The 23,631-nt window shown below is 72.3% G+C and carries 27 protein-coding genes; 18 read left to right on the top strand and 9 right to left on the bottom strand.

Annotated elements, in window-relative coordinates:
* Nucleotides 1-15: 15 nt before the first annotated feature.
* Nucleotides 16-615, bottom strand: a complete 600-nt coding sequence (locus ABZ342_RS34860; protein ID WP_360482279.1) for a TetR/AcrR family transcriptional regulator — start codon at nt 613-615, stop codon at nt 16-18.
* A gap of 88 nt (nt 616-703) precedes the next feature.
* Between ABZ342_RS34860 and ABZ342_RS34855 the strand changes: the two genes are divergently transcribed.
* Nucleotides 704-1,852 carry an epoxide hydrolase family protein gene (locus tag ABZ342_RS34855; RefSeq protein ID WP_360482276.1) on the top strand — a complete coding sequence of 383 codons (1,149 nt, stop codon included), beginning with the start codon at nt 704-706 and terminating at the stop codon, nt 1,850-1,852.
* Between the two features lie 29 nt (nt 1,853-1,881).
* Here the strand turns inward: ABZ342_RS34855 and ABZ342_RS34850 are convergent, their stop codons facing one another.
* Nucleotides 1,882-2,817, bottom strand: a complete 936-nt coding sequence (locus ABZ342_RS34850) for an SDR family oxidoreductase (protein ID WP_360482273.1) — start codon at nt 2,815-2,817, stop codon at nt 1,882-1,884.
* A gap of 12 nt (nt 2,818-2,829) precedes the next feature.
* Entirely contained in the window at nt 2,830-3,450 is a 621-nt protein-coding gene (locus ABZ342_RS34845) for an NAD(P)-binding domain-containing protein (RefSeq protein ID WP_360482270.1), read from the bottom strand.
* A 137-nt stretch (nt 3,451-3,587) separates the two neighbouring features.
* On the opposite strand from ABZ342_RS34845, the gene ABZ342_RS34840 reads away from it, so the two are divergent.
* The 3 genes from ABZ342_RS34840 to ABZ342_RS34830 all read left to right on the top strand — a co-directional run bounded on the left by ABZ342_RS34840 (nt 3,588) and on the right by ABZ342_RS34830 (nt 5,684).
* Nucleotides 3,588-4,499 (top strand): LysR substrate-binding domain-containing protein, encoded by a 912-nt coding sequence (locus tag ABZ342_RS34840; RefSeq protein WP_360482267.1) that lies wholly within the window; start codon nt 3,588-3,590, stop codon nt 4,497-4,499.
* A 102-nt stretch (nt 4,500-4,601) separates the two neighbouring features.
* On the top strand, nt 4,602-5,009 hold the full coding sequence (locus ABZ342_RS34835) for a DUF6153 family protein (protein ID WP_360482264.1): 408 nt from the start codon (nt 4,602-4,604) through the stop codon (nt 5,007-5,009).
* A 60-nt stretch (nt 5,010-5,069) separates the two neighbouring features.
* Entirely contained in the window at nt 5,070-5,684 is a 615-nt protein-coding gene (locus tag ABZ342_RS34830; RefSeq protein ID WP_360482261.1) for a DUF305 domain-containing protein, read from the top strand.
* A 46-nt stretch (nt 5,685-5,730) separates the two neighbouring features.
* On the opposite strand, the gene ABZ342_RS34825 is transcribed toward ABZ342_RS34830, so the two are convergent.
* Nucleotides 5,731-6,363 carry a TetR/AcrR family transcriptional regulator gene (locus ABZ342_RS34825; RefSeq protein WP_360482258.1) on the bottom strand — a complete coding sequence of 211 codons (633 nt, stop codon included), beginning with the start codon at nt 6,361-6,363 and terminating at the stop codon, nt 5,731-5,733.
* Nucleotides 6,364-6,470: 107 nt separating this feature from the next.
* On the opposite strand from ABZ342_RS34825, the gene ABZ342_RS34820 reads away from it, so the two are divergent.
* The 4 genes from ABZ342_RS34820 to ABZ342_RS34805 are packed head-to-tail and all read left to right on the top strand — an operon-like array spanning nt 6,471 to nt 9,336.
* On the top strand, nt 6,471-7,502 hold the full coding sequence (locus ABZ342_RS34820; RefSeq protein ID WP_360482255.1) for a medium chain dehydrogenase/reductase family protein: 1,032 nt from the start codon (nt 6,471-6,473) through the stop codon (nt 7,500-7,502).
* Between the two features lie 8 nt (nt 7,503-7,510).
* The gene (locus ABZ342_RS34815) at nt 7,511-8,128 is read left to right on the top strand and encodes a TetR/AcrR family transcriptional regulator (protein WP_360482252.1); all 618 of its coding nucleotides are present in this window, start codon (nt 7,511-7,513) and stop codon (nt 8,126-8,128) included.
* A 48-nt stretch (nt 8,129-8,176) separates the two neighbouring features.
* Nucleotides 8,177-8,770 carry an ABC transporter permease gene (locus ABZ342_RS34810; protein ID WP_360482249.1) on the top strand — a complete coding sequence of 198 codons (594 nt, stop codon included), beginning with the start codon at nt 8,177-8,179 and terminating at the stop codon, nt 8,768-8,770.
* 35 nt (nt 8,771-8,805) lie between these two features.
* A complete protein-coding gene (locus tag ABZ342_RS34805) occupies nt 8,806-9,336 on the top strand; it encodes a nuclear transport factor 2 family protein (protein WP_360482246.1) in 531 nt (176 codons plus the stop codon).
* A gap of 51 nt (nt 9,337-9,387) precedes the next feature.
* Here ABZ342_RS34805 and ABZ342_RS34800 read toward each other — a convergent pair whose 3' ends face one another.
* Together ABZ342_RS34800 and ABZ342_RS34795 are read right to left on the bottom strand one after the other, a co-directional pair.
* Entirely contained in the window at nt 9,388-9,717 is a 330-nt protein-coding gene (locus ABZ342_RS34800; protein WP_360482243.1) for a hypothetical protein, read from the bottom strand.
* Nucleotides 9,718-9,758: 41 nt separating this feature from the next.
* Nucleotides 9,759-10,133, bottom strand: a complete 375-nt coding sequence (locus ABZ342_RS34795) for a DUF1330 domain-containing protein (RefSeq protein ID WP_360482240.1) — start codon at nt 10,131-10,133, stop codon at nt 9,759-9,761.
* Nucleotides 10,134-10,212: 79 nt separating this feature from the next.
* Here ABZ342_RS34795 and ABZ342_RS34790 point away from each other — a divergent pair, with 79 nt between their 5' ends.
* On the top strand, nt 10,213-10,881 hold the full coding sequence (locus ABZ342_RS34790) for a TetR/AcrR family transcriptional regulator (protein ID WP_360482237.1): 669 nt from the start codon (nt 10,213-10,215) through the stop codon (nt 10,879-10,881).
* Here the strand turns inward: ABZ342_RS34790 and ABZ342_RS34785 are convergent.
* Complete coding sequence (locus tag ABZ342_RS34785; RefSeq protein WP_360482234.1) at nt 10,826-13,570, bottom strand: AAA family ATPase; 2,745 nt, start codon at nt 13,568-13,570, stop codon at nt 10,826-10,828. The genes ABZ342_RS34790 and ABZ342_RS34785 overlap by 56 nt on opposite strands.
* Nucleotides 13,571-13,712: 142 nt before the next feature.
* Here ABZ342_RS34785 and ABZ342_RS34780 point away from each other — a divergent pair, with 142 nt between their 5' ends.
* The 3 genes from ABZ342_RS34780 to ABZ342_RS34770 all read left to right on the top strand — a co-directional run bounded on the left by ABZ342_RS34780 (nt 13,713) and on the right by ABZ342_RS34770 (nt 16,730).
* Nucleotides 13,713-14,285 carry a VOC family protein gene (locus tag ABZ342_RS34780; RefSeq protein WP_360482231.1) on the top strand — a complete coding sequence of 191 codons (573 nt, stop codon included), beginning with the start codon at nt 13,713-13,715 and terminating at the stop codon, nt 14,283-14,285.
* A gap of 67 nt (nt 14,286-14,352) precedes the next feature.
* The gene (locus ABZ342_RS34775; RefSeq protein ID WP_360482228.1) at nt 14,353-15,717 is read left to right on the top strand and encodes an NAD(P)/FAD-dependent oxidoreductase; all 1,365 of its coding nucleotides are present in this window, start codon (nt 14,353-14,355) and stop codon (nt 15,715-15,717) included.
* On the top strand, nt 15,717-16,730 hold the full coding sequence (locus ABZ342_RS34770; protein WP_360482225.1) for an alcohol dehydrogenase catalytic domain-containing protein: 1,014 nt from the start codon (nt 15,717-15,719) through the stop codon (nt 16,728-16,730). The genes ABZ342_RS34775 and ABZ342_RS34770 overlap by 1 nt, the downstream gene beginning before the upstream one ends.
* Nucleotides 16,731-16,760: 30 nt before the next feature.
* Here ABZ342_RS34770 and ABZ342_RS34765 read toward each other — a convergent pair whose 3' ends face one another.
* Both ABZ342_RS34765 and ABZ342_RS34760 read right to left on the bottom strand, forming a co-directional pair.
* Nucleotides 16,761-17,189, bottom strand: a complete 429-nt coding sequence (locus ABZ342_RS34765) for an ATP-binding protein (protein ID WP_360482222.1) — start codon at nt 17,187-17,189, stop codon at nt 16,761-16,763.
* Nucleotides 17,186-17,548, bottom strand: a complete 363-nt coding sequence (locus ABZ342_RS34760) for an STAS domain-containing protein (RefSeq protein WP_360482219.1) — start codon at nt 17,546-17,548, stop codon at nt 17,186-17,188. Before ABZ342_RS34760 ends, ABZ342_RS34765 begins: the two co-directional genes overlap by 4 nt.
* 130 nt (nt 17,549-17,678) lie before the next feature.
* Between ABZ342_RS34760 and ABZ342_RS34755 the strand changes: the two genes are divergently transcribed.
* Genes ABZ342_RS34755 through ABZ342_RS34730 form a run of 6 tightly spaced genes read left to right on the top strand, consistent with a single transcriptional unit; the run spans nt 17,679 to nt 23,615 of the window.
* Nucleotides 17,679-18,527 (top strand): STAS domain-containing protein, encoded by an 849-nt coding sequence (locus ABZ342_RS34755; RefSeq protein WP_360482216.1) that lies wholly within the window; start codon nt 17,679-17,681, stop codon nt 18,525-18,527.
* Nucleotides 18,527-18,892, top strand: coding sequence for an STAS domain-containing protein (locus ABZ342_RS34750; RefSeq protein ID WP_360482213.1), 366 nt, complete (start codon nt 18,527-18,529; stop codon nt 18,890-18,892). The genes ABZ342_RS34755 and ABZ342_RS34750 overlap by 1 nt, the downstream gene beginning before the upstream one ends.
* A complete protein-coding gene (locus tag ABZ342_RS34745) occupies nt 18,889-19,299 on the top strand; it encodes an anti-sigma regulatory factor (RefSeq protein WP_360482210.1) in 411 nt (136 codons plus the stop codon). The genes ABZ342_RS34750 and ABZ342_RS34745 overlap by 4 nt, the downstream gene beginning before the upstream one ends.
* Nucleotides 19,287-20,321, top strand: coding sequence for an ATP-binding SpoIIE family protein phosphatase (locus tag ABZ342_RS34740; RefSeq protein ID WP_360482207.1), 1,035 nt, complete (start codon nt 19,287-19,289; stop codon nt 20,319-20,321). The genes ABZ342_RS34745 and ABZ342_RS34740 overlap by 13 nt, the downstream gene beginning before the upstream one ends.
* Complete coding sequence (locus tag ABZ342_RS34735) at nt 20,318-22,063, top strand: ATP-binding protein (protein WP_360482204.1); 1,746 nt, start codon at nt 20,318-20,320, stop codon at nt 22,061-22,063. The genes ABZ342_RS34740 and ABZ342_RS34735 overlap by 4 nt, the downstream gene beginning before the upstream one ends.
* A 1-nt stretch (nt 22,064) precedes the next feature.
* Nucleotides 22,065-23,615 carry a fused response regulator/phosphatase gene (locus ABZ342_RS34730; protein WP_360482201.1) on the top strand — a complete coding sequence of 517 codons (1,551 nt, stop codon included), beginning with the start codon at nt 22,065-22,067 and terminating at the stop codon, nt 23,613-23,615.
* The last annotated feature ends 16 nt before the right edge of the window (nt 23,616-23,631 follow it).

The raw sequence follows: 23,631 nt of genomic DNA, 5'->3' as shown, positions 1-23,631 counted from the left end.
CGGGAAGGCGGCGAATCAGGACGGGTCGGCCACGAGAGCGAGCGCGCGCGTCTCGGGAACTCCCAGCATCAGCAAGCTCGTGATCGTCGCCGCTCGGGCGCCGGGGGTTCCGTTCGACAGTTCGCTGTCCGCGATGGCGAACACGACGCCGTAGGCCACCTGGCTCAGAATGCCCGCCGGTAGGTGCCGGGCGAACACATCGCTGTCCTGACCCCGTTCCACGAGGTCGGCGAGGAGCTCGTCGACCGGCCCGAGCAGGCCGTGGATCGCCTCGCCGTACTCACCACGACGCAGTGCCAGCAGCACCCGGTACCGGTGCGCCACCGGCCAGAGGCGGGCGATGAATTCGACCCACGTCGCGTCCGCTTCCGCGGCGGAGGCGTTGGCTTCGGTGAGCACGGCTGTCATCTCGGTGACGGCACGTTCCGTGAGTGTCCGGACCAGGTCGAGGCGCGAGGGGAAGTGGCCGTAGACGGTGCGGCGGACGACGCCGGCAGCGGCGGCGATGTCGCCCATTCCGGCGTCGGGGTTCTCTCCCAGCACATCGAGGGCGACGTCGAGGATGCGATCGCGGGTCTCGTTCGTCGAGCGCGCACGGGAGGACTCGGTGGGCACGGCAGCATTCTTGCACACTGGTGTGCAATGAAGTAGGTTGCACACCAGTGTGCAACGAAAAGTTGCTTCGGAGCCCCTGGAGAAGACCATGACCGCCTCGGCCCTCCTGCGCCCGTTCACCGTCTCGATCCCGGATTCGGAGATCGACGACGTGAAGCAGCGACTGGCCAGAACGCGCTGGCCGGATCCGGAAACGGTGGGCGACTGGTCGCAAGGGGTCCGCGTGGAGAACGCCCGATCTCTGGTCGGCTACTGGGAACGCGGCTACGACTGGCGGCGCTTCGAGTCCGGGCTCAATCGCTTCCCCCAGTTCCTGACCGAGATCGACGGGCTGGACATCCACTTCGTCCACGTCAGGTCCGAGAACCCCTACGCGATGCCGCTGCTCCTCACGCACGGGTGGCCGGGCTCGATCGTCGAGTTCCTGAAGCTGATCGGCCCGCTGACCGATCCGGTTTCGTTCGGCGGAGACGCCGCCGATTCGTTCGACGTCGTCATCCCGTCGCTGCCCGGGTTCGGGTTCTCCCAGAAGCCCGCGGAGACCGGGTGGACGGTGTCACGCATCGCCGCCGCGTGGGTGGAGCTGATGAAGCGTCTCGGCTACCCGAGATGGGCCGCGCAAGGCGGCGATTGGGGTGCCGTCGTCACCACCGCCCTCGGCGCCAGGCAACCCGACGGGCTCCTCGGAATTCACCTGAACACCCAGTACGCCTTTCCCGCCCGGATACCCGAAACCTTGTCGCCCGAACAGCGCCACGCTGTGGAGACCCTCGCCCTCTACGCCGGCGATCTTGGTGGGTCGAACCACCTTCAGGGCACGAAGCCGGAGACTGTCGGATTCGCCCTGGCGGACTCTCCCGCCGGTCAGGCGGCGTGGATCTACGAGAAGTTCCAGTCCAAGACCGACAACCAGGGGCTCGCCGAGGACGTCCTCGGCCTCGACGACATGCTCGACGCGATCTCCCTTTACTGGTTCACCAACAGCGCGGCGTCGTCCGGCCGCATCTACTGGGAGAACAAATCGCTCACTTTCGCCGGCCCGAAGCTGACGCTTCCGGTCGCGGTGACCGTCTTCCCGGGGGACATCCCGCGCCTGCCGCGAAGCTGGATCGAGGACACCTACAGCAATCTGATCCACTACGGCGAGGCAAGCAAGGGCGGGCACTTCGCGGCCTTGGAACAGCCGGAAATCCTGGTCGACGAGATCCGCACCGGCCTGCGCCCGCTTCGTTCCTGACGCCGACTCGCCTTGCGGTTACGCCATCCTCAGTTCGCGGGGAAGTAGTGGCCGTTGTCCAGACCGTCGAGCAGGCCGGGCTGGGTGGGTTCCCAGCCGAGGGTTCGGCGGGTGATGAGGTTGGACGCCGGGTAGCTCTGCGTCACGATGTTCGCCAGGAACCCGAAGTAGCCCGGCACCATCAGGACGTCGGCGGGGATGCTCACGGCGGGCAGGCCGAGCCGGCGGCCGATGGCCTCGGCGATGGCGCGGAACGGGATGGCGCCGTCCGCGACCGCGTGCCAGTAGCTGCCGGCCTGGCCCTTTTCCCAGGCCAAGCGGAACACGGAGGCGGCGTCACGGACGTGCACGGCGTTCCACTGGTTGGTGCCTTCTCCGGGATAGCCGACGACACCCTTCTCCTTCGCGAGCGCGATCAGCAGCTGGAGGAAACCGGCTTGATCGGTCGTGCTGTGCGCGATGGTGGCGATGCGCACGATCGACGACCGCACTCCCCGCTCGGCCAGGCCGATGACGGTGGTCTCCACGATGTTGCGGGCCCGCAGGGTGCCCGCGTGCTCCTCGCCCGCGGGCAGGGCCGGGTCCTGCTCGGTGGCCGGCCGGCTCAGGTCGCCCGGCGAGCCGATGCTGCCGGCCGCGACCAGCGGCTTGCCGGTGCCCGCGAGCGCTTCGCCGTAGGCGAGCATGATCGGGACCTCCGCGGCGGCCACGGCGTCGATTCCGCCGGTGGGAAGCAGGTCCTGCCGGTGCGCGACGTGGATGACGCCGTCGGAGCCCGCGGCTGCCTCCTTGAGCCCGTCGAGATCCTCGAGGCTGCCGCGACGCACCGTCGCGCCGAGCGCGGACAGCGCGGTCGCGGCCGGGTCCGAACGGGCCAGGCCGGTGACCTCGTGCCCGGCGGCGATGAGCTCGGGGATGATGTGGGAACCGAGATGGCCGGTCCCGCCGGTGACGAAAACTCGCACGATGTTTCCCGCTCAATCCTTGATGGTGACGCCGAGGCTGATGTCGAACCCCGCGCCGTGGTTCGCCAGGCCCATCAGCAGCGGACCCACCGCCTCCAGCCACCGCGCCGCCGCGAGATCGCCGGCATCCAGCGGACGCAGCCCGAGGCTCTCGACGAAGGCCGACACCCGGGTCTTGGCGTCCGCGTCGTCGCCGGCGATGAGCACGTCCAACCGGCCGCCCTGGGCCAGAACGTGGCCGAAGACGGTGTTGAACGCCTTCACGACGTGCGCGCTCGCCGGAAGGGTCTTGGCGATCTCCTGTGCACCGGAGGTGCCGGCGGGGGTGACGACCCCGGTGGCGTCGGCGGTGAAGGTGTTGGAGATGTCGATGACGATCTTGCCGGCCAGCGCGTCGCCGAACTGGGCGAGGACCTGCGCGGCGCTGGCATAAGGCACCGCGGAGACGACGATGTCGCCGGCCGGAGTGGCGCCGAATGCTCCGGCCGTCGCGCTGCCGCCCAGCTCGGCGGCCAAGCCGTCGGCCTTGGCGGCGTCGCGGCCGATGACCTCGACGGTGTGGCCGCCCTCGACCGCGCGGGTGGCGATGGCGCGGGCCATGCCCCCGAGGCCGATGATGCTGATGGTGCTCATGGTGTGCTGCTTTCTGGAGTCGGAAGTGTCTGCGGGGCGCCCGACATCCATGGTTGCCGCCGGTCCGAGTCGATGTCCAAGACCTCTTTCGGCCGCGGCGATACCCTGGTGGCATCGCCGGACCGGGGAGGCCCTTGATGGATCTGGACCTGCGCAAGCTGCGCTACTTCGTCGCGGTGGCCGGCACGCTGCACTTCGGCCGCGCCGCCGAACAGCTGCACATCGCGCAGCCGGTGCTGAGCCGGCAGATCCGCGCGCTCGAACAGGATCTCGGCACGGCGCTGTTCACCAGGGACAGCCACGGGGTGACGCTGACCGACGCCGGCACGCAACTGCTGACCGACGCCGCCCCGTTGCTGGCCTCCGCCGACGCGGCCCGCCGCCGGGTGACCGCGGCCGCGCGGGGCAGCCAGCGGATGATGGTCGGCTTCCGGGCGGGCATCGCGGTCGCCCCGGCGATCCAGCAGTTCGCCGTCCGGCACCCGGATGTGCGGGTCGACATGCAACGCATCGAAGCCGACGAGCAAGCCGCGATGCTGCTCGACGGCCGCCTCGACGTCGGCTACGTGCGGCTGCCCATCGACGAGGCCGGCCTGCGCGTCGTTCCGCTCTACACCGAGCCGCGCGTGGCGGTCCTGCCCGCCGGGCATCGCCTGGCCGGCAAGGAAGAAGTCACCGAGGCCGACCTGGCCGGCGAGCCGCTGCTCTGGCACGCCGACGCGAGCACGCAGCCCACCCGGCGCCCGCACCTCAACGCCGGATACCTGGTCCGCGGCGTGGACGAAACGCTCGAGCACGTCGCCTCCGGCCGGGGCATCTCGTTCCTGGCGCGCTCGGCGACCGTCTTCTACACGCATCCGGAGGTCGTCTACGTGCCCGTCCCGGATCTGGCGCCGGACCAGGTGTGCCTCGCCGTGGCGGCCGCACATCTCACCCCGGTGGTCGACGACTTCGTCGCCGCGGCAAAGGCGGCGGCCGAGATCACCGCGGAATGCGGCAACTACGAAATGTGGCAGCTCGGCGGCGATGCCACGGCGAAGCATCGCTGAGCGGCAGCTCGAACCGGCTCGCGCTTCTGTCCGTGTAGCAAGCAAATCCCCGGTAGGACCGCTGGACGGCGCGGCCCCGGCTTCGATTGCTACGGTGAAACAGTGACGGCGACCCGGCTCGGCAAGGTGCAGCAGGTCATCCTGCTGTACGCCGTCGCCATGGGCGTCATCGCGATGCACCACGTGAGCCTGTCCCACCGCATGGGCGACGTCGCATCGACCGCCGTCGCGCACGTTGCACCGGACATGACCGGCTCCGCCCCGGACGGGGCATCCGGTGAGCACCATCCGGGCATGCCGAACGGCCTGCACGACCTGCTCCACCTATGCCTGGCCGTGCTGTTCGCGGCCGGGGCTCTCCTGCTCGCGCTGGTCGCGTTCCTGGGGATTTCGTGGCTGACCACGACCTTCCCCCGTTTCGCCGGCCTTCGCGGCTCGCCGCGCCGCGGACGTCCACCCGACCGAGGCGGCCGCGAAATCCTGACGTCCCTCTGCGTCTTGCGCACGTGATCGACCCGGCCCCTCAACGGTCCGTCGAATTCACCCACGCACCACAGATAAGGATTTGTCATGCGCAAAACCGTCATCATCGGCGGCATCGCCGTCGTCTCCGCCCTGCTCCTCGGCGCCTGCAGCGGCAACGACTCCATGTCCGGAATGGACCACAGCTCGTCGGCGCCGTCTTCCTCCGCGCCGGCGGCCGCCGGCCACAACGCCGACGACGTGACCTTCGCCCAGCAGATGGTCCCGCACCACAGCCAGGCGCTGGACATGGCGAAGCTGGTCCCGTCGCGGAGCACCGACCCGAAGGTGATCGACCTCGCGAGCCGCATCGCGAAGGCGCAGGACCCGGAAATCCAGCAGATGCAGAGCTGGCTGACCAGCTGGGGAGCGGGGATGTCGGGCATGCCCGGCATGACCCACGAGTCGATGCCGGGGATGAGCGGATCGATGCCCGGGATGATGTCCGAAGAGGACATGAAGAAGCTCGAAGCCGCCAAGGGCGCGGAGTTCGACAAGATGTGGCTGGACATGATGATCAAGCACCACCAGGGCGCGGTCGACATGGCCAAGACCGAGCTCTCGAAGGGCAGCAACGCCGACGCGAAGGCGCTGGCCCAGAAGATCATCGACGCCCAGCAGGCGGAGATCACCGAGATGCGGGGATTGCTCACCCAGAGCTGATCACGGCTCGCCGGGGCGGTGTGTCGCCGCCCCGGCGACCGCTTCCTCAGGCGCGCAGATGAGCGAGCGCGGTGATGATCCGTTCGGCGATGTCCGGCGGCCACGGGAACGCGACGGTCGCCGCGCGCTGGTGAGCGAGACCGTGGATCCCCAGCCACAACGCGATCGCGTCGGCCGAGGGGTCGGTGCTCGTCGCCTCTCCCGCCGCCACGCAGTCGGCCAGCGCGCCGGTGATCAGTTCCAGGCACCCCTGGCCCAGTGCGAGCATGTCGCTTTCGGTCAGTGATCCCTGGGCGAGGTCGGGCATCCACAGGCCACCGAACATGGTCCGGTAGCGGCCCGGGCGGTGCTGTGCGAAGCCGAGGTAGGCGTCGCACACCGCGAACAGCCGGGGCCGGGGGTCTTTCGCCGTGTCGAGCGCGGCCCGCAATCGCGCTTCCAGCTCGTCGAACGCCTGCTGGACGACGGCCAGCATGATGGCAGGCTGGTCCGGGAAGTGCCGGTAGATCGACGGGGCCGCGATCCCGACGCGGCGGGCGACGGACCGCAGCGTGACGGCGCTTTCGTCGCCGGTCTCGTCGAGCAGTTCGACCGCCGCGTCGACGATGTCCTCACGCAGGCGGCCGCCTTCTCCGCGCCGGTTGCGGGTGCGCGTGGCGGCGCTCGTGGTGTCGGCCATAGGCATCACCTTACACCTGAAAACTTATCGGCGTTAGCTCTTGCGTGCGCCAGAGTTACAGTCGTAAGGTTACGACCGTAAGCAGCCCAGCCGAAACGGAGCCAGCCATGATCGACACCATCACCGCCACCACGATCGTCCTGCCGGGCAAGGTCGGGACGGACGGCCTGCAGGTCGGCACCACCGCCCTCGCGGCCCCCGCCGCCGGCCAGGTCATCCTGGAAATGGAGGCGACCGGCGTCTCCTTCGCCGAACAGCAGATGCGCCGCGGCAAGTACTACGACCAGCCGCCGTTCCCCTTCGTCCCCGGCTACGACGTGGTCGGCACGGTGACCGCCACCGGCCCGGACGTCGACCGGGCCATGATCGGCCGCCGGTTCGCCGCGGTCACCAAGATCGGCGGCTGGGCCAGCTCCCTGCTCGTCGACGCCGCGGACCTGGTGCCCGTGCCCGACGGCGTCGACGCGGCCGCGGCCGAGACCGTGCTGGTCAACGGCATCACCGCCTGGCAGATGCTGCACCGCACGGCCAAGGTGCGGGCCGGCTCGACGATCGTCGTGCTGGGTGCCAACGGCGGCGTCGGCTCCACGCTCGTGCAGCTGGCCCGCCACGCCGGCATCAAGGTCATCGGCACCGCCTCGCCCCGCCACCACGACGCCGTGCGCGCCTGGGGCGCCACCCCGGTCGACTACCGCGACCCGAAGATGTACGAGCGCATCCGCGAGCTCGCGCCGGACGGCGTGGACGCGGTGTTCGACCACGTCGGCGGCGCCGGGCTGACCGAGTCGTGGCGGCTGCTGCGTCGCGGCGGAACCCTGGTGTCCTACGGAACCGCGGCCACCAAGGACGACGAGGGCAGCTCCCGCTTGCCGGTGCTGAAGTCGTTCGGCCGGCTGCTCGCGTGGAACTTCCTGCCCAACGGCAAGGGCGCGCACTTCTACAACTTCTGGGCCGGTCGCCGCCGCCTCGCCACCTTCCGGGCCCGGCTCGCCGACGACCTCACGCAGGTGCTGCGGCTCCTCGCCGACGGCGTCCTGGTCCCGCAGATCGCCGCGCGGTTCCCGCTGGCCGACGCCGGTGCGGCGCTGGCGCTCGCCGAGTCGCGCACGGTCGCCGGCAAAGTCGTCATCGTCCCGTAAGCGCGGCCATGACGACCCGCACGCCGAACCCCCGCGGGCACGGCGGCCGGCTCCGCGCCGAGATCCTCGCCGCGGCAACCGCCCTGCTCGACGCCGGCGGTGACGAACGAGCCGTCACGCTGCGCGCCGTCGCCCGCCGGGCCGGCGTCGCGACTCCCTCGATCTACCACCACTTCCGCGGCCCGCAGGCGATCATGCTCGCCCTCGTGCGGGAGGCCTTCGCCGACCTCACCGCCCGGCTGCGGGCCGCCGCCGGCGCGACCGGACCCGGCCCACGGCGGCAGCTGCTCGCCATCTGCCAGGCCTACGTCACCTTCGCCCACGACCACCCCGAGCGCTACCGCACGATGTTCGGCGGGCTGTGGAACCCGGTCGTCACCGGCGGCGAAGTCACCGCCGAAGACCTGTCCGGCCTCGGCGCGGACGCCATGGCCGTGGTGGTGGACGGCCTGACCGCCTGCGTCGCGACCGGCGACTGCACCAGCACCGACCCGGCCGCCGACGCGATCGCGTTGTGGCTGGGCCTGCACGGGCTCGCCCACCAGCGCGCCACCGCCCCGATCTTCCCGTGGCCGGCCGACCTCACCCGGCGGCTCGCCGTCCCGCTGGCCCACCTCGTCGACTGAGCAAGCCGGCTTCGCCTCGCGCACCCACCTGTCTCGGAGGGATCAGCCATGACCACCGCCGTCCTCACCGCCCCGGCCCCCACGGCCCCCGACCCGCGCACCGGCGTCGTCGACAGCCGGCCCGCCTACCTCAGCTTCGGCCTCGCGTACGTGCTCGGGCACGGCGCTTCCGCCCTCGACCGAAGCGGCGCCGGCCTGCCCTCCTGGCTGCCGACGACGCTGCTCGCCCTCGGCCTCGCCGCCGGCACCTTGTTCAGCGTTCTCGCCGTCGCTCGTTCCCAACGCGGCGCCGGAAAGCCCGAGCTCCTCGCCGGCAAGCTGCTCGGCCTCTCCTGGGCCGGCGGGTTCGCCGCGCTGTTCCTCGCCATCACCGCGTTGACGTCCACTTCGGACAATCCGGAGCTGGCGACCGTGCTGTGGCCGGCCGGTTCCGGGCTCGTCGTCGGCCTGCTGTACCTGGGCGAAGGGGCCGTGCGCCGCAACGTGCTGCACTACTGCCTCGGCACGTGGCTCGCCCTGGTCTCCGCGGCCGCGCTCTTCTTCGGCACTCCGGGCGTGTTCTGGGTGCTCGCCGTCGCCGGCGGTGGCGGTTATGCCGTCGCGGCCCACTTCGAACGCGGCCGCCTCGCCGGCCTCCGTTGATCCACTCATCCTCCCACCGAGAAAGGTCCCTTCCGATGAACCGCTCCCTGCGCCTCGCCGTCCCCGCCCTCACGCTCGCCCTCGCCGCCACCACGGCGGGCGCGATCGCCCACGCACAACCGGAAACCACAGTCCACATCGGACAGTCGACCGGCAGCCGAACATCGGTCCCCCGCGTCGCCCAGGACTGGATCGCCGGCTGGAACTCGCCGGACCCCGACCGGCTGGCCCGGCTCTTCACGACCGACGCGACGTACACCGACAACGCCGTCGGCGTCGTCTGGCACGGGCGGACCGGGGTCGCGGACTGGAAACGCCGCACCGACCAGTTCATCCCCGGCGTCCAGCTGCGCCTGGTCAACGCCTTCCGCGACGGCGACGACGTCGCGATCCAGGCGGTCTACTCCGGACGGATCACCGGCGCTCCCCGGCCGTTCTTGGTCCCGGCGACGGCCATCCTGAAGCTGCGCCACGGCCTGATCGCCACCGACACGGACTATTACAACCTCGCCGCGGTCCTGGCCCAGTCCGGCCTTCCCGCGGACTGGACTCCGCCGGGTTCCTGAAGAAGAACCTCGTGGCCCCGCTCGCGACGGCGAGCGGGGCCCGGGCCGACGTCAGGGAAGGGCCACCACGCAGCGGCAGGACCCGGCCACGTGACTGATCCGGATCCGGTCGGCCGTCGTGAACGCCGCCTGGCCGGCCGCGCCGAAGTCCACCTCGATGCTTTCAGGGCCGGATTCCGTCACCGTGCCGCGGCGGACGGCCGACCACCCGGTCGCCGGGTCCGGCTCGTCGAACACGAGCACCCGGTCACCGGTGGCGAAGTGGTGCCAGCGGCCGCCGCCGGGGGTTTCCCTTGTGCGAGGGGCCATGGGGAGTTCTGCCGCTTCCGGGGTGAGCCGTGCCCGCGGGTACAGCGCGGCGGCCGGGGATGGAGGGAGCATTCTCGTTCCTGGGTCCGGGCAACGATGCGATCGGGACGACGTCAGGCCGGCAAAGCGACCGGCGTGGTCGGCTGCAGGACCGATTCCACCAACGCCTCACTGCGGAAATGGGACACCGCCTGGTATTCCGGGTCACCGATCATGTCGGCGAACGCCTGCCGGCTCGGGTAGCGGACCAAGACCACCATGTCCCAGGCCTGGCCGTCCTCGGCGACCAGGGCGCGCCCGGCGTCGCCGAGGTACTCCACTCGCACGCCGTATCGCGCGTTGACCGCCGGGCCGAGTGCCTCGGCGTAGCGCTGGTAGCTCTCGCGACCACCGTCCGGGCGGAACCGCAACAAGTTCAGCATCACCACGGGACCGCCCGGATCCTCGGTCAGCAAGGCATCCAGCGCGTGCTCGTCAATCTCGATCATCGAAATCCTCCGTTCGCGCAACCCGGCCAGACTGACACACTTGTTGGTCGGCTGGCAAGTATGTTGTAGGATCCTCCCCATGACCACTACCCGTCGCACCCAGCAGGAGCGCCGCGACCAGGCCGAAGCCGCGTTGCTGGGCGCCGCCGCCGAACTCGTCGTCGAACAGGGCGTGCGCTCGCTGACGCTGGCGCGCGTCGGTGAGCGCGCCGGGTACAGCCGTGGCCTGGTCACTCATCACTTCGGGTCGAAGCAGGTACTCCTCGAACGCCTGGCGCGCGCGACGCAGACCGGATTCGTGCCCGGCCTCGGTGACCTGTCACCCGGCCTGGACCGTCTCCTGCGGCTGATCGAGGGGTACGTCGGAGCGCTCGGCGGGGTGGGCGTGCTGAACCGGGCGTTCCTGCTGCTGTGGGCCGAGGCGGCCACGGCGTCGGAACTGGCCCCGATCTTCCGCGAGCGGGACGAGGCGTTTCGCGCCGACCTGCGCGAAGACGTCACCGCGGGCATCGACGACGGCACCATCCGGCCCGACGTCGAAGCCGGCGAGGTCGCGGTCGCCGTCGTCGGGCAACTCCGCGGGATCGGGCTGCAACGACTTCTCGACGCGGAAGCCGTCGACACCGAACGGTTGCGGCACTCGGTCACCGAGTACTGGCGCCGGACGCTGGCCCCGCACGTCCCCGACGGCGTTACGGCGCAGCGACCACGTCGACCGCAGCGTCGCGCAGCTGACGCCGCGAGCTGATCCCGAGCTTGCCGAAGACCTTCCTCAAGTGCCATTCCACGGTGCGCGGACTGAGGAAGAGCCTGGTGCCGATTTCCGGATTGGACAGTCCTTCGCGAGCGAGCCGCACGATCTGGAACTCCTGGGCCGTCAGCTCCTCGGCGGTGCCGGTGGTGCGTTTGCGCGCGGTCTCCCCCGTGGCCAGCAGCTCACGGCGGGCGCGGTCGGCGAAGGCTTCGAGGCCCATCTCGGAGGTCATCGCGTGGGCGGTGCGCAGGTGCTCCCGGGCGTCGGTCCGGCGGCCCTCGCGCCGGAGCCATTCGCCGAACAGCAGGTGGCCACGGGCCAGGTCGATCCGCAGCGGCGTCCCGGTGAGCAGGGCGATCGATTCGGCGTAGCACTCGCCGGGGCGGTCGCCGGCCAACGCTCGGAGCCGGGCTTCGAGCGCCCGGGTCCAGGCGGTCGGGGTCGCTGTCCGAGCCCGTTCGGACATCCGGTTCAGCGCGGCGGCGACGAGGTCGTCGTCCCCGGTGCGCGACGCGGCCTCCGCCAATTCGGCCGTCGCCAGTGCCTGGTGGCCGACGGTGTCGTGCTCGAACACCCGCCGGGCCGCGTCCCGGGCGACGTCGTGGCGGCCGAGTCCGTTGGCGAGCACCGCGCTCGCGTAGCCGGCGAACCGCACGACCCGGCCCTGTCCCCGCTCGGCCGCCTGCGCCGCCGCGGTCGCGATCTCCGCGGTGGCAGCGGCTTCCCGGCCGCGCAGCGCGGCGAGCAGGATCGCGCTGTACCCGACCGGACGGCCGCCGGTGACGTCGGCGAGCAGGCGGTCCTCTTCGACGAGCGCCTGTGCCGCGGTCAGCTCGCCGGCCAGCAGCTCGTGGTTGGCCAGGAAGTTGAGCGCGAACTGCAGCTGGACGAGCGCACCGGTCTCGCGCGCCAGCCGGACCTGACGCTCGGCGAACGCGCGGCCGGCCGCGTGGTCCAGCATCTCGGTCGCCAGGGTTCCGCCGGCCCGGTTGCCCAGCAGCCACAGCACGCGCTCGGTGTTCTCGCCGCCGGTGTCCAGCGTGCGGACGGCCTCCATCGCCTTGGTCATCAAAGGGGCCGCGGCCGCGTAGCCGTCGGTGAGCCGGGTGGCGAGAGCGTCGAGTACGAGATCGACGGCGGTCGGTGGCACCTGGGCCGCCGGCGCCGCCCGCGTCCGCCGCGCCGCCTCGACGACGTCGCTCTCGGCCCACACGGCGGCGCCGAGTGCTTCCAAGTACGTTTCGCGGGCCTCACCGCCCTCGAGGGATCCGGCGGCGTGCAGGAGCAGCTCCACGGCGTCGCCGCCGCGCCGCTGGTCGAACGCGATCTGTCCGCGCAGCCGTTCGATCTCGGCGTCCCGCGCGGGATCCGGTGGCCCGGCCTCCGCCGCGCCCAGCAAGCCCAGTGCCGCTTCGAGCGCGCCCGCGCCGCGTTTCGCCCGGGCCGCCGCGAGCTCCCGGCGGGCGCGCAGCGCCGGATCGGGGGTGAGCGTGGCCGCTTGTTCGAGCAGCGCCGCGGCGGCGACGAGTCCCCCTCGTGCCCGGGCGCGGCCGGCCGAGCGCTCCAGTTCGGCCGCGACGTCTTCGTCCGGGGTGACGGTCGCCTGGGCGCGGTGCCAGGCGCGCCGGTCCGGGTCGACGCCCGCGTCGGTGACCGCCGCGAGCACCCGGTGCACTTCCTGCCGCTCCCGCGCCGACGCGGACCGGTAGACGGCCGAGCGCACGAGCGGGTGCCGGAACCGGATCCGCGACCCGAACTCGATCAGCCCGGTCGTCTCGGCGGCGGCCGCCGGGTCGGCGCCCAGTCCGAGCTCACCGGCCGCGCGCCAGAGCAGGGTCGCGTCCCCCAGCGGCTCCGCGGCCGCGGCCAGCAGCAGCTTCCGGGTGTCGGGTGGCAGCGGATCCAGCTGCTGCAGGAAGCAACGCTCGAGGCGCTCGGCCAGTGCGTCACCATCCGGGCTCAGCAGCCCGTCGGCCCGCTCGGCGGCCGTCCAGAACCGGGGCAGCTCGACCAGGGCGAGCGCGTTGCCGTGCGTTTCGGCGATGATCCGGTCGCGCACCCGGGGGTCGAGCGGGCCCTTGACGACCGACTCGAGCAGGGCGTGGGCCTCCGCTTCGCCGAGGCCGCGGACCACGAGGTCCGGCAGCCCGGCCAGGTCGAGCTCGCCGGCCGGTTCGCGCACCGCGATCAGCAGCGCGATCGGCTCGGCCAGCAGCCGCCGCCCGACGAACGCGAGGGTCTGCGCCGACGCCCGGTCGAGCCACTGCGCGTCGTCGACCAGGCACAGCAGGGGCCGCTCCTCGGCGACTTCGCCGAGCAGGGTCAGCACCGCCAGCCCGACGAGGAACCGGTCCGGCGGGGTGCCCGAGGTCAAGCCGAACGCTGTGCCGAGCGCGGTCCGCTGCGGCGCCGGCAGGTGCTCGAGCCGATCCAGGAAGGGGGCGCAAAGCTGCTGCAGTCCGGCGTAGGGCAGCTCGCGCTCGGACTCGACGCCGGCCGTCCGCGCGACCCGGCAGCCGGCCGCTCGCGCCGCGACGTGGTCCAGCAGCGCGGTCTTGCCGATCCCGGCCTCGCCGCGCAGCACCAGCACCCGGCTCCGCCCCGCCCGCGCCGCGGCGAGCGCGTCATCGAGCAGGGCGAGCTCGTCGCCGCGGCCGACCAGCCGCGGCTCTTGACCGGACATGACCCGGAACCCTAGCGCGCTCCCCCCGGGCCCGGGCCCGTGCCGGACCAGGGTGTCTCCCTGGGGCCAACGGGCCCCGTGCCGGGCGACAGTGGTTTCGGACGGCACCGGGCCGTCTGCCTCCACCGAAGGAGTTCCGATCATGGACATGAAACTCGAAGTCGTCGTCCTGCCCGTCACCGACGTCGACCGGACCAAGCACTTCTACAAGGCCCTCGGCTGGCGCGAAGACGCCGACATCGTCTTCGGCGACACCCGGGTCGTGCAGCTGACCCCGCCGGGATCGGCGGCGTCGGTCCAGTTCGGCAGCGGGATCACCGACGCCGCCCCGGGTTCGGTCCGCGGCACCTACCTCGTCGTCGACGACATCGAGGCGGCCCGCAAAGAGCTCGCCGCCCACGGCGCCGACGTCACCGAGGTCTTCCACCGCGACGCGACCGGCGCGTTCGCCCCGGGCATCCACCCCGACCGCGGCACCTACTCCTCGTTCGCGTCGTTCAGCGACCCGGACGGCAACACCTGGCTGCTGCAGGAGATCACGACCCGCCTTCCCGGGCGCGTCGACGGCGTGACCTACAGCTCGACGCAGAAGCTCGAGCAGGGGCTGCGCGAGGCAGCGGCCGCGCACGGCGAGCACGAGAAGGAAACCGGGAAGTACGACGAGGAATGGCCGAACTGGTACGCGCAGTACATGGCACAGCACCAGGACGCCTGAGCCATCCGGCGGTGCGCGGGGCGACCCGCGCACCGGATCCTCGAAGGACCCCCTGAAAGAAGGAACCATGGCTCACCACGATTTCGACGCCATCGTCCTCGGCGGTGGCGCACCGGGCGAACACACCGCGGCCGCCATCGCGGCGGGCGGTCTGCGAGTCGCCATCGTCGAGCGGGAGCTGCTCGGCGGCGAATGCTCCTACTGGGCGTGCATCCCGTCCAAAACCCTGCTGCGGCCCGGTGAAGCGCTCGCCGCGGCCCGCGACGTCCCCGGGGCCCGCGAGGCGGTCACCGGCCGCGCGGACGCCGCCGCGGCGCTCGCCTGGCGCGACTTCATGGTCTCGTCCTACGACGACGCGAACGCCGAGAAGTGGGCCCGCGACACCGGCATCGAGGTGCTGCGCGGCGACGGCAGGCTCGCCGGCCCGCACACCGTCGCCGTCGGCGGGAAGGAGTACACCGCCGACCACATCGTCGTCGCGACCGGCTCCGCCCCCGTCATCCCGCCCGTGCCGGGCCTCCGCGAGCTGCCCGGCCTGTGGACCAACCGGGAAGCGACGGGCGCGAAGGAAATCCCGCGCCGGCTGCTCGTCCTCGGCGCCGGCCCGACCGGGGTCGAGCTGGCCCAGGCGTTCACGCGGCTCGGTGCTGACGTCGCGCTCGTCGACGGCGCCGATCACGTCCTCCCCCGCGAACCCCGGGCGCTCGGCGAGGCCGTCGGAGAAGCCCTGCGCGCCGACGGCGTCGCACTGCACCTCGGGCAGCACGCGAGCGCGGCCCGGCTCGACGGCGACGAGTACGTGCTCGACCTGCCCGACGGCACGCAGCTGCGCGCCGAACGGCTGCTCGTCGCCACCGGACGACGGCCGCGCGTCGAGGGCATCGGCCTGGAGACCGTCGGCGTCGAGGCGAACCCGCACGGCATTCCGGTCGACGACCGGATGGCGGCCGGCGAAGGCCTGTGGGCCGTCGGCGACGTCACCGGGCAGTGGAACCTGACCCACGTCGGCGAGTACCAGGGCCGGGTCGTGGCCGCGAACATCCTCGGCCGGCCCGCGAAAGTGAACTACGACGCCATCCCCCGCGTGGTCTTCACCGACCCGCAGGCCGCGGCCGTCGGCGCCGCCGAAGGCGCGTTCACCGCGACGGTCCGGCTCTCAGGGGTGGCCCGCACGGCCACCTACACCCGCGCCTACGACACGCGGCCCGGGTTCCTCACCGTCTTCTCCGACGGCGAACGGCTCACCGGCGCCTACGCCGCCGGTCCCGAGGCCGGCGAATGGCTCCAGCAGGCCACCCTCGCGATCCGCGCCCGGGTCCCGCTGGCCGTGCTGCTCGACGTCGTCCAGCCGTTCCCGACCTTCTCCGAAGCGTTCCTCCACGTCCTGCGCGATCTCGACCGCCAGGTCCGCCCTTCGTCAGGAGAGCAGTGATGTCCTACCGAGCGTTCGAAGTGACCGGGACGCGCCAGTTCACCCTGGTCGAGCGCGAACTCCGCGACCCTCTGCCGGGCGAGGTGCGCCTGCGGGTCGACGCCTGCGGGGTCTGCCACAGCGACACCCTCGCCGTCGAAGGGCTGCGCGCCGACCCGGCGGTGCCGGTCGTGCCCGGCCACGAGCTCGTCGGCGTGGTCGACGCGGCCGGGCCGGGCGTGACCGCGTGGGCGGCCGGCGACCGGGTCGGCGTCGGCTACCTCAACGGCCACTGCGGCCAGTGCGAAAACTGCCGCCGCGGCGACTTCGTCAACTGCACCGACCAGCCGTGGACCGGCACCACGACCGACGGCGGCTACGCCGAAGTCGCCTACGCCCGAGCCACGGGGCTCGTCCGCATCCCCGACGGCGCGCAGTCCCTGGACGTCGCGCCGCTACTGTGCGCGGGGCTCACGATGTACCGGGCGCTGCTGACCGCCGACGCGCGACCGGGTGCGCTGGTCGCCGTCCAGGGCATCGGCGGCCTCGGCCACCTCGGTGTCCAGTACGCCAAGACGCTCGGCTTCCGCGTCGCGGCCATCGCCCGCGGCGCCGGGAAGGCCGAGCTGGCCGCGGAACTGGGCGCCGACGAGTACATCGACAGCACGGCCGCCGACCCGGGCGAGGCGTTGACGCGGCTCGGCGGAGCGGCGGCGATCATCGCGACGGCGGCGAGCGGCGCGTCGATGTCCCCGCTCGTGGCCGGGCTCGGCACCCGCGGCCGGCTGCTCGTCGTCGGCGCGGCCCCCGATCCGATCGAGGTCCGGACGCCCGCGCTGATCTTCGGCACGCGCTCGGTGACCGGTGCCCTCACCGGCACGTCGATCGAGAACGAGGACAGCCTCCGGCTCGCCCACGACCGCGGGATCCGCAGCCGCAACGAGATCATGCCGCTGTCGGAGGCACCGAAGGCGTACGAGCGCATGATGTCCGGCGACGCGCGGTTCCGCGTCGTCCTCGACACCCACGCGTGAGGCGTCGGCCGGCGGAACCGCGGATCCGGTTCAGCGGCAGGGTTCCTGGTGGGCCAGGGTGCAGGAAACCGTGGCCCACACGGTCTTCCCGGCTGACGGCAGGTCGTCGTGCGAACCCCAGGCCGTCGTCAGCCGGTCGACGAGGTACAGGCCGCGGCCGCCGAAGCCGGTACCCGCGGACGCCCGGAGCCTCGGCGGGGTCGGGGAACCGTCCTCGACCCCGATCGTCACCTCGCACGGGTCAGCGTGTCGCGTCAACTCGAGCCGGCGGGCGCCGCCGGCGTGCTCGTAGGCGTTCTGGACGATCTCGTTCAGCACCAGCAGCACGTCTTCGCGGTGCGGCTCGCCCAGGTCGTCCAGCTGCCGGGCCGCCCAGCGGCGGACCCTGGCGAGGTCGGCCGAGCCCGTGCCGCGGAGGTCGAGCTGCGCCGGGTCGCCGTCGGCGAGATGGCCGGTCATTCGGCGGGCAGCGCTTCGGCCAGGTCGGCGACGACGGGGATGAGCTCGTCGAGCCCGGTGATGTTCAGCGCCCGCTTGACGGCGTACTGGCGGGTGACGACCTTGACGCTCACGCCGCGTTCCCGGCCGCGGCGGTGCAGCCCGGCGAGGATGGTCAGCCCCGCGGAGTCGATGAACCCGACCTCGCTCAGGTCGACGACGACGAGCCGCGCCGCCGTGGTGTCCACCTTCTCCTGGGCGAGCTCGCGGCGGAGCTCGGGAGCCGTGCCCGCGTCGATCTCGCCCGCGACCTCGATCACGTGGGCCGGGCCGGCCCGCCGGTGGGAGATGCGCAGGACGGCCGGGGCATCCTCGTCCACTGCTCGGCCCCTTTCCGTGGCACGACCGCCGATCCCGCCCAGCGTACGGGCCGGTTCGTTCCGCCGCGCAGGGGACCGGCGAGCGCCCAGGCTAAAGTTCGCGGACGGACCGAAGGCAAGGGGACTCTGGATGACTGCGGGTCAGGAACGGCTGTCGGATTTGCTGCGCGAACACGGTGACAGCCTGATCACGCGCTGGGTCGAGCTGGCGGGCGCCGGCTTGCGCGGGCGCATGACGACCACGGAGCTGCAGCGTGACCTGGGTGAGCTGTTCGCCACCCTGCTCCCGGTCGCGGACGAGCCCGCCTCCGGTCTCGACAGTGACCAGCACCGCGAGGTCAAGGCGTTGCTGGCCGACCTGTCCCGGAGCCGCGCGCGCCAGGGGTTCAGCCCGGCCGAGACCGCGTCCAGCGTCTTCGCGCTGAAGCAGGCCGTGTTCGAACTCACCGAAGGCAACGACGACCCGGCGGTGTTCCGCCGGCTCATGACGTTCTCCGGGCTGCTCGACGGGCTGGGCCTGTGGACGTTCGAGACGTACGCGGCCGCGCGCGAAGAGATCATCAGGGAGCAGTCCGAGCAGCTGCTCGAGCTGACCACCCCGGTCGTGAAGCTGTGGGAAGGCGTCATCGCGGTGCCCCTGGTCGGCACGCTGGACTCGGCGCGCACCCAGGTCGTGATGGAGAAGCTCCTCGAGAGCCTGGTCGAGACCAGCTCCCAGCACGCCATCATCGACATCACCGGCGTCCTCGCCGTCGACACCCAGGTGGCGCAGCACCTGCTCAAGACCGTCGTCGCCGCGCGGCTGATGGGCGCCGAGTGCACCATCTCGGGCATCCGTCCCCAGATCGCCCAGACGATCGTCGCGCTCGGGATCGAGTTCGGCGACATCACGACCAAGGCGACGCTCGCCGACGCGCTGCGCCACGCCCTCCGCTTCGAAGGCGTGGAGCTGGTGCGCGGCGGGAAGGAGCCCGCCTGATGGAGCGGATCCCGATCCTCGAGATCGGCGACATCCTGCTGGTCTCGATCCAGGTCGACCTGGACGACCAGAGCGTCCTCACGCTGCAGGAAGACCTCGCCGAGAAGATCAGCTCGACCGGCGCGTCCGGCGTGGTGATCGACATCTCCGCGGTGGAGATCGTCGACTCCTTCATCGGCCGGATGTTCGCGACGATCGCGTCGCTGTCGCGGCTGTTCGACGCCGACACCGTGGTGGTCGGCATGCGCCCGGCCGTCGCCATCACGCTCGTCGAGCTCGGCCTGACGCTCGGCAACGTCCGCACCGCGCTGAACCTGGACAAGGGCATGACGATCCTGCGGGGTCTCCGGGCGGCCCGGAGATGACCCCGGCCGGCGTGGTGGACGAGATTCCCATCGTCACGGACTCCGACGTGGTCCGTGTCCGCCAGTCGGTCCGGACCCTCGCCCAGCAGCTCAAGCTCTCGCTCGTCGACCAGACGAAGCTCGTCACCGCGACCAGCGAGCTGGCCCGCAACACCCTCGTCTACGGCCGCGGCGGGCATGCCCGGATCGAGGTCGTCAGCGACGGCCGCCGCGCCGGCGTCAAGGCCCTCTTCCACGACGACGGCCCCGGCATCCCCGACACCGACCTCGCGCTGGCCGACGGCTGGAGCAGCGGAAAGGGCCTCGGCCTCGGCCTGAGCGGGGCCCGCCGGCTCGTCGACGAGTTCGTCCTGGACACCGAGGTGGGCCGCGGCACCGAGGTCACCGTGGTCAAGTGGTCACGGTGACCGTCTCGGACTGCCTGCCCGTGACCGAGGACGTCGCCTGGGTGCCCGTCGACGACCCGACGGCGGCCGGCCGGGCGCGGCGGATCGCCACCGCACTGGCCGAGCGGCTGGGCTTCGCCGAGCAGCGGATCGCCGAGATCGGCATCGCCGTCACGGAGCTGGCCACGAACCTGGACCGGCACGCGCGGCACGGCACGCTCGTGGTCCGGTCGGTCCGCGCGACCACCCACGCCGCGGTGGAGGTCGTCGCCGCCGACCGCGGACCCGGCATCGGCGACCCGGCCGCGGCGATCGCGGACGGCCACTCCACCGCGGGCACCCTCGGGATCGGGCTCGGCGCGGTGCACCGGCTTTCCGACACCGTCACGGTGTTCTCCGAGCCGGGCAGCGGCACGGTCGTCACGGCCCGGTTCCAGCCGGCCGGGGCGGACCTGGCCGGCGACGACGCGGCCGGGATGACCCGGCCGATCACCGGCGAAGAGGTCTGCGGCGACGCCTACGCCGTGATGCGCGCGAACGGCCGCCTGCGGCTGATGATGTGCGACGGGTCCGGCCACGGACCGCTGGCGGCCAGCGCGGCGCAGGAAGCCGTCCGGGTCTTCTGCGAACGGCCGGCCGACGAACGCCCGGAGCAGGTGCTCGCCGCGATCCACGCCGCGTTGCGCAGCAGCCGGGGCGGGGCCGTCGCCGTCGCCGACCTGGCCCCGGCCGAGGGGCGGGTCCGCTTCGCCGGCCTGGGCAACATCGCCGCGTCCGTCGTCCTCGGCGACCGGAAGCAGGGCATGATCTCGGTGCCCGGGATCGCGGGCTACCAGGCCCGGACGATCCGCGCCTTCGACCACGAGCTGCCCGCCGGCGCCGCGGTCGTGCTGCACAGCGACGGGCTCACCGAGAAGTGGCGCCCGGCCCAGTGGAACGCCCTGTTCGACAGCACGCCGCTCGTGATCGCCGCCGCGCTGGTGCGCGACGCCGGCGTCCGCAACGACGACGCGGGCGTCCTCGTCGGCAAGCCGCGGCCATGACGCCCCCGCGCCGCGCGAACGAGCTCCTGCGGATGACGCTCTCCGCCGAATCCGGCGTGTTCGCGATGCGGCAGTACGGCCGGGAGGCGGCCCAGGCGATCGGTCTCGAACCGCAGGACCAGATCCGCGTGGCGACCGCCCTCAGCGACGTCGGCCGGGACCTGGTGCGGAGCGGGACGGAGGCGTCGGTCGCCTTCCTGCTGATCCCGGCGCCGTTGCCCGGCCTGGCGATCGAGATCACCTGGCAGGGCCCGCCCGCCGTCGACGTCCTCGACGTCAGCCTGGCCACCACGGCCCGGCTGATGGACGAGGTCACCACCACCCACGAGGCCGGTCGCGGCACCATGACCATGACGAAGGGCACGACGGCAGGTTCAGCGCCCATGGAATTTTCTCTCGACGCCTTGCGCGAACGGCTCGCCGCGGGCAGAGCCGCCGGCCCGCTCGACGAGCTGCGCGCCCAGAACCAGGAACTGCTCACCGCGCTCGACGACCTCGAAAGCAAGCGGCGGGAGCTGCTGCGGCTCAACGAGGAGCTCGAAGAGACCAACCAGGGTGTCGTCGCGCTGTACAAGGAACTCTCCGAAGAGCTCGAAGAGACCAACCGCGGTGTGGTGGCCCTCTACGCCGAGATCAACGAGAAGACGACGCAGCTGGCCGCCGTCAACGAGGCGAAGACCCGCTTCTGGTCGAACATCAGCCACGAGCTCCGCTCGCCGGTGAACTCGATCGTCGGCCTCGCGCGCATGCTCGGCGCCGCGGGGTCCGAACCGCTCACCGGCGACCAGCAGCGCCAGGTCCGGCTGATCAACGACTCCGGGGAGACCCTGCTCGCCCTGGTCAACGAGCTGCTCGACACCGCCAAGGCCGAATCGGGCCGGCTGGTCCCCCAGCCGACCCCCATCGACGTCCGTGCCGTGCTCCTCCACCTGCAGGGCGTCCTGCGGTCGACCGTCCCGGACGGCGTCGAGCTCCGCATCGGCGACACCGAGGCCGGCACGCTCGTCACCGACGAGACCATGCTCGTGCGCATCCTGCGCAACCTGCTGTCCAACGCCATCAAGTTCACCGAGCGCGGCTCGGTGGGCGTGGCCGCCACCGCCGACGGCGAGCAGGTCCGCTTCACGGTCACCGACACCGGCATCGGCATCCCGGCCGAACAGCTCGAGCGCGTCTTCGAGGAGTTCCACCAGGTCCGGAACAAGCTGCAGGCGAAGACCTCCGGCACCGGGCTGGGACTTTCCTACGCCCGGAAGCTGGCCGAGATCCTCGGCGGCGAGCTGACCCTGGCCAGCGAGGCCGGCCAGGGCACCACGGCGGAGCTGCGGTTGCCCGCCCGGCCGCCCGGCGGGGACATCACCGCGCTCGGCAGCGTGCTCGTCGTCGACGACGACCCGGTGTTCCGCGACGAGTTCACCCGCCGGATCGCCGACCTCTCCCCCGAGGTCCGGGTCGCCGGTGACGGCCGGGAAGCGCTGGAGACGCTGTCCGGGTTCCGGCCCGACGTGCTCTTCCTCGACCTGGCCATGGCCGGCATGAACGGCCGGGAGGTCCTCGCCGTGCTGCGCGCGAAGGCGGAGCTGTGCGACCTGCCGGTCGTCGTGGTCACCTCGGCCGTGCCCGACGGGCTCGACCTCACCGCGGCCGGGCTGCGCGCTGCCCTGCTGCTCAAGTCGCAGATCTCCGCCGAAACCGTCAGGCTCGCGGTCGGAGAAGCGTTCGCAGTAGTGCGGAGGACGTGACATGCCGGACCCGGCCGGGACGATCCTGATCATCGACGACATGGAAGCCAGCCGTTACCTGGCCAGCAGCCGGCTGCGCCGCCACGGCTACCACGTCGTCGAGGCCGGCACCGGCGGTGCGGGCCTCGAAGCGGTCGCCGAGCACCGGCCGGACCTCGTCCTGCTCGACGTCAACCTCCCCGACGTCAGCGGGATCGAGGTCTGCGAGCGGATCAAGGAGGACCCGGCGACCTCGGCGATCCCGGTGATCCACATGTCCGCCACGGCCATCGAGCCGGACGACCGGACCCTCGGGCTCAACCGCGGCGCCGACGGCTACCTCGTCGAACCGGTGGACCCGGCCGAGCTGGTCGCGGTGGTCGAGTCCGCGCTGCGCTACCACCGCGCCCGCGCCGTGGCCGAGCGGCTGGCCCACCGGCTCACGAAGCTGACCGAAGCCACGCTCGCCATCAACTCCGCGACGACGTTCGACGGCTTCCTGGCGGCGGTCGCCGCGGGCGCGGCGGCGATCTTCGCGGCCCCGGCGGCGGCCCTGGCGACGACGCCGCAGGGCGCGGTGCGCACCGCGAGCGCCGCCGAAGACCACCGGGCGGCCACCGGCACCGAGCCGGCCGTCCTCGACCACCTGACCGCGTCGCTGCTGCAGCCCCACGTGCGCACGACCGTCAGCAGCGGCCACGAGCTCGCCTGGCGTCCCGGGCGCAGCTCCACGATCATGCTGGCCCGGGCGAAGCCGGGCGCCGACGTCGTGTGCGTCGCGGTCGACGACGCCGTGGCAGCCACCGACCAGGACCGGGACGTCCTGATCCAGCTCGGCCAGGTGAGCGCGCTGGCCGCCGACGCCCTGCGCACGCTGTCCCGGGAGCGCGATCTGGCCGTCGCGCTCCAGCGGAGCCTTCTGCCGCGCAGCCTGCCGAGCAGCCGGCAGCTGCCGATGGCGGCCCGCTACCTCCCGGCGTCGCGCCACACGGAGATCGGCGGCGACTTCTACGAGGTGACCGAGCTCGACGGGCGGCTGCTCATCGCGGTGGGCGACGTCTCGGGCCACTCGCTCCAGGCGGCGCTGGTGATGGGCGAGGTGCGGCACGCGTTGCGCGCCTACGCGGTCGAAGGGCACGGCCTGGTGGAGATCCTCGACCGCCTCGACGCGGTGGTGAGCCGCTTCCACCCCGACGGCCTCACGACGGCGTGCCTGATGCTGGTGGATCCCGCGACCGGCGCGACGGAGGTGGCCTGCGCCGGCCACATCCCGCCGCTGCTGGCCGACGCCGGTGGAACGCGCTTCATGGAGATCCGCGGGCCGCTGCTCGGGGTGGGCCTGCCCCGCCCGGCGGCGACGAAGATCGACCTCCCGGTCGGCACCCTCGCGCTGTTGATCACCGACGGGCTCATCGAGCGATCCGGCACCGACCTCGACGCGGAAATGGCCGCACTGGCCGGCGCGGTCACGCACGACGCGGATCTGGAGGCGCTGTGCGACAAGCTGCTCGACGAGTTCGGCCGCGACGCCCAGGACGACATCGCCTTGCTCGCCTTCCGGCGCGACGCCTGAGGATCCGGCCGGCGCA

The organism is Amycolatopsis sp. NPDC005961 (assembly GCF_040629235.1).
Taxonomy (GTDB): Bacteria; Actinomycetota; Actinomycetes; order Mycobacteriales; family Pseudonocardiaceae; genus Amycolatopsis; species Amycolatopsis camponoti.
Note: the sequence above shows the minus strand (reverse complement) of the source record. Positions and strands in the feature narration are given on the sequence as shown.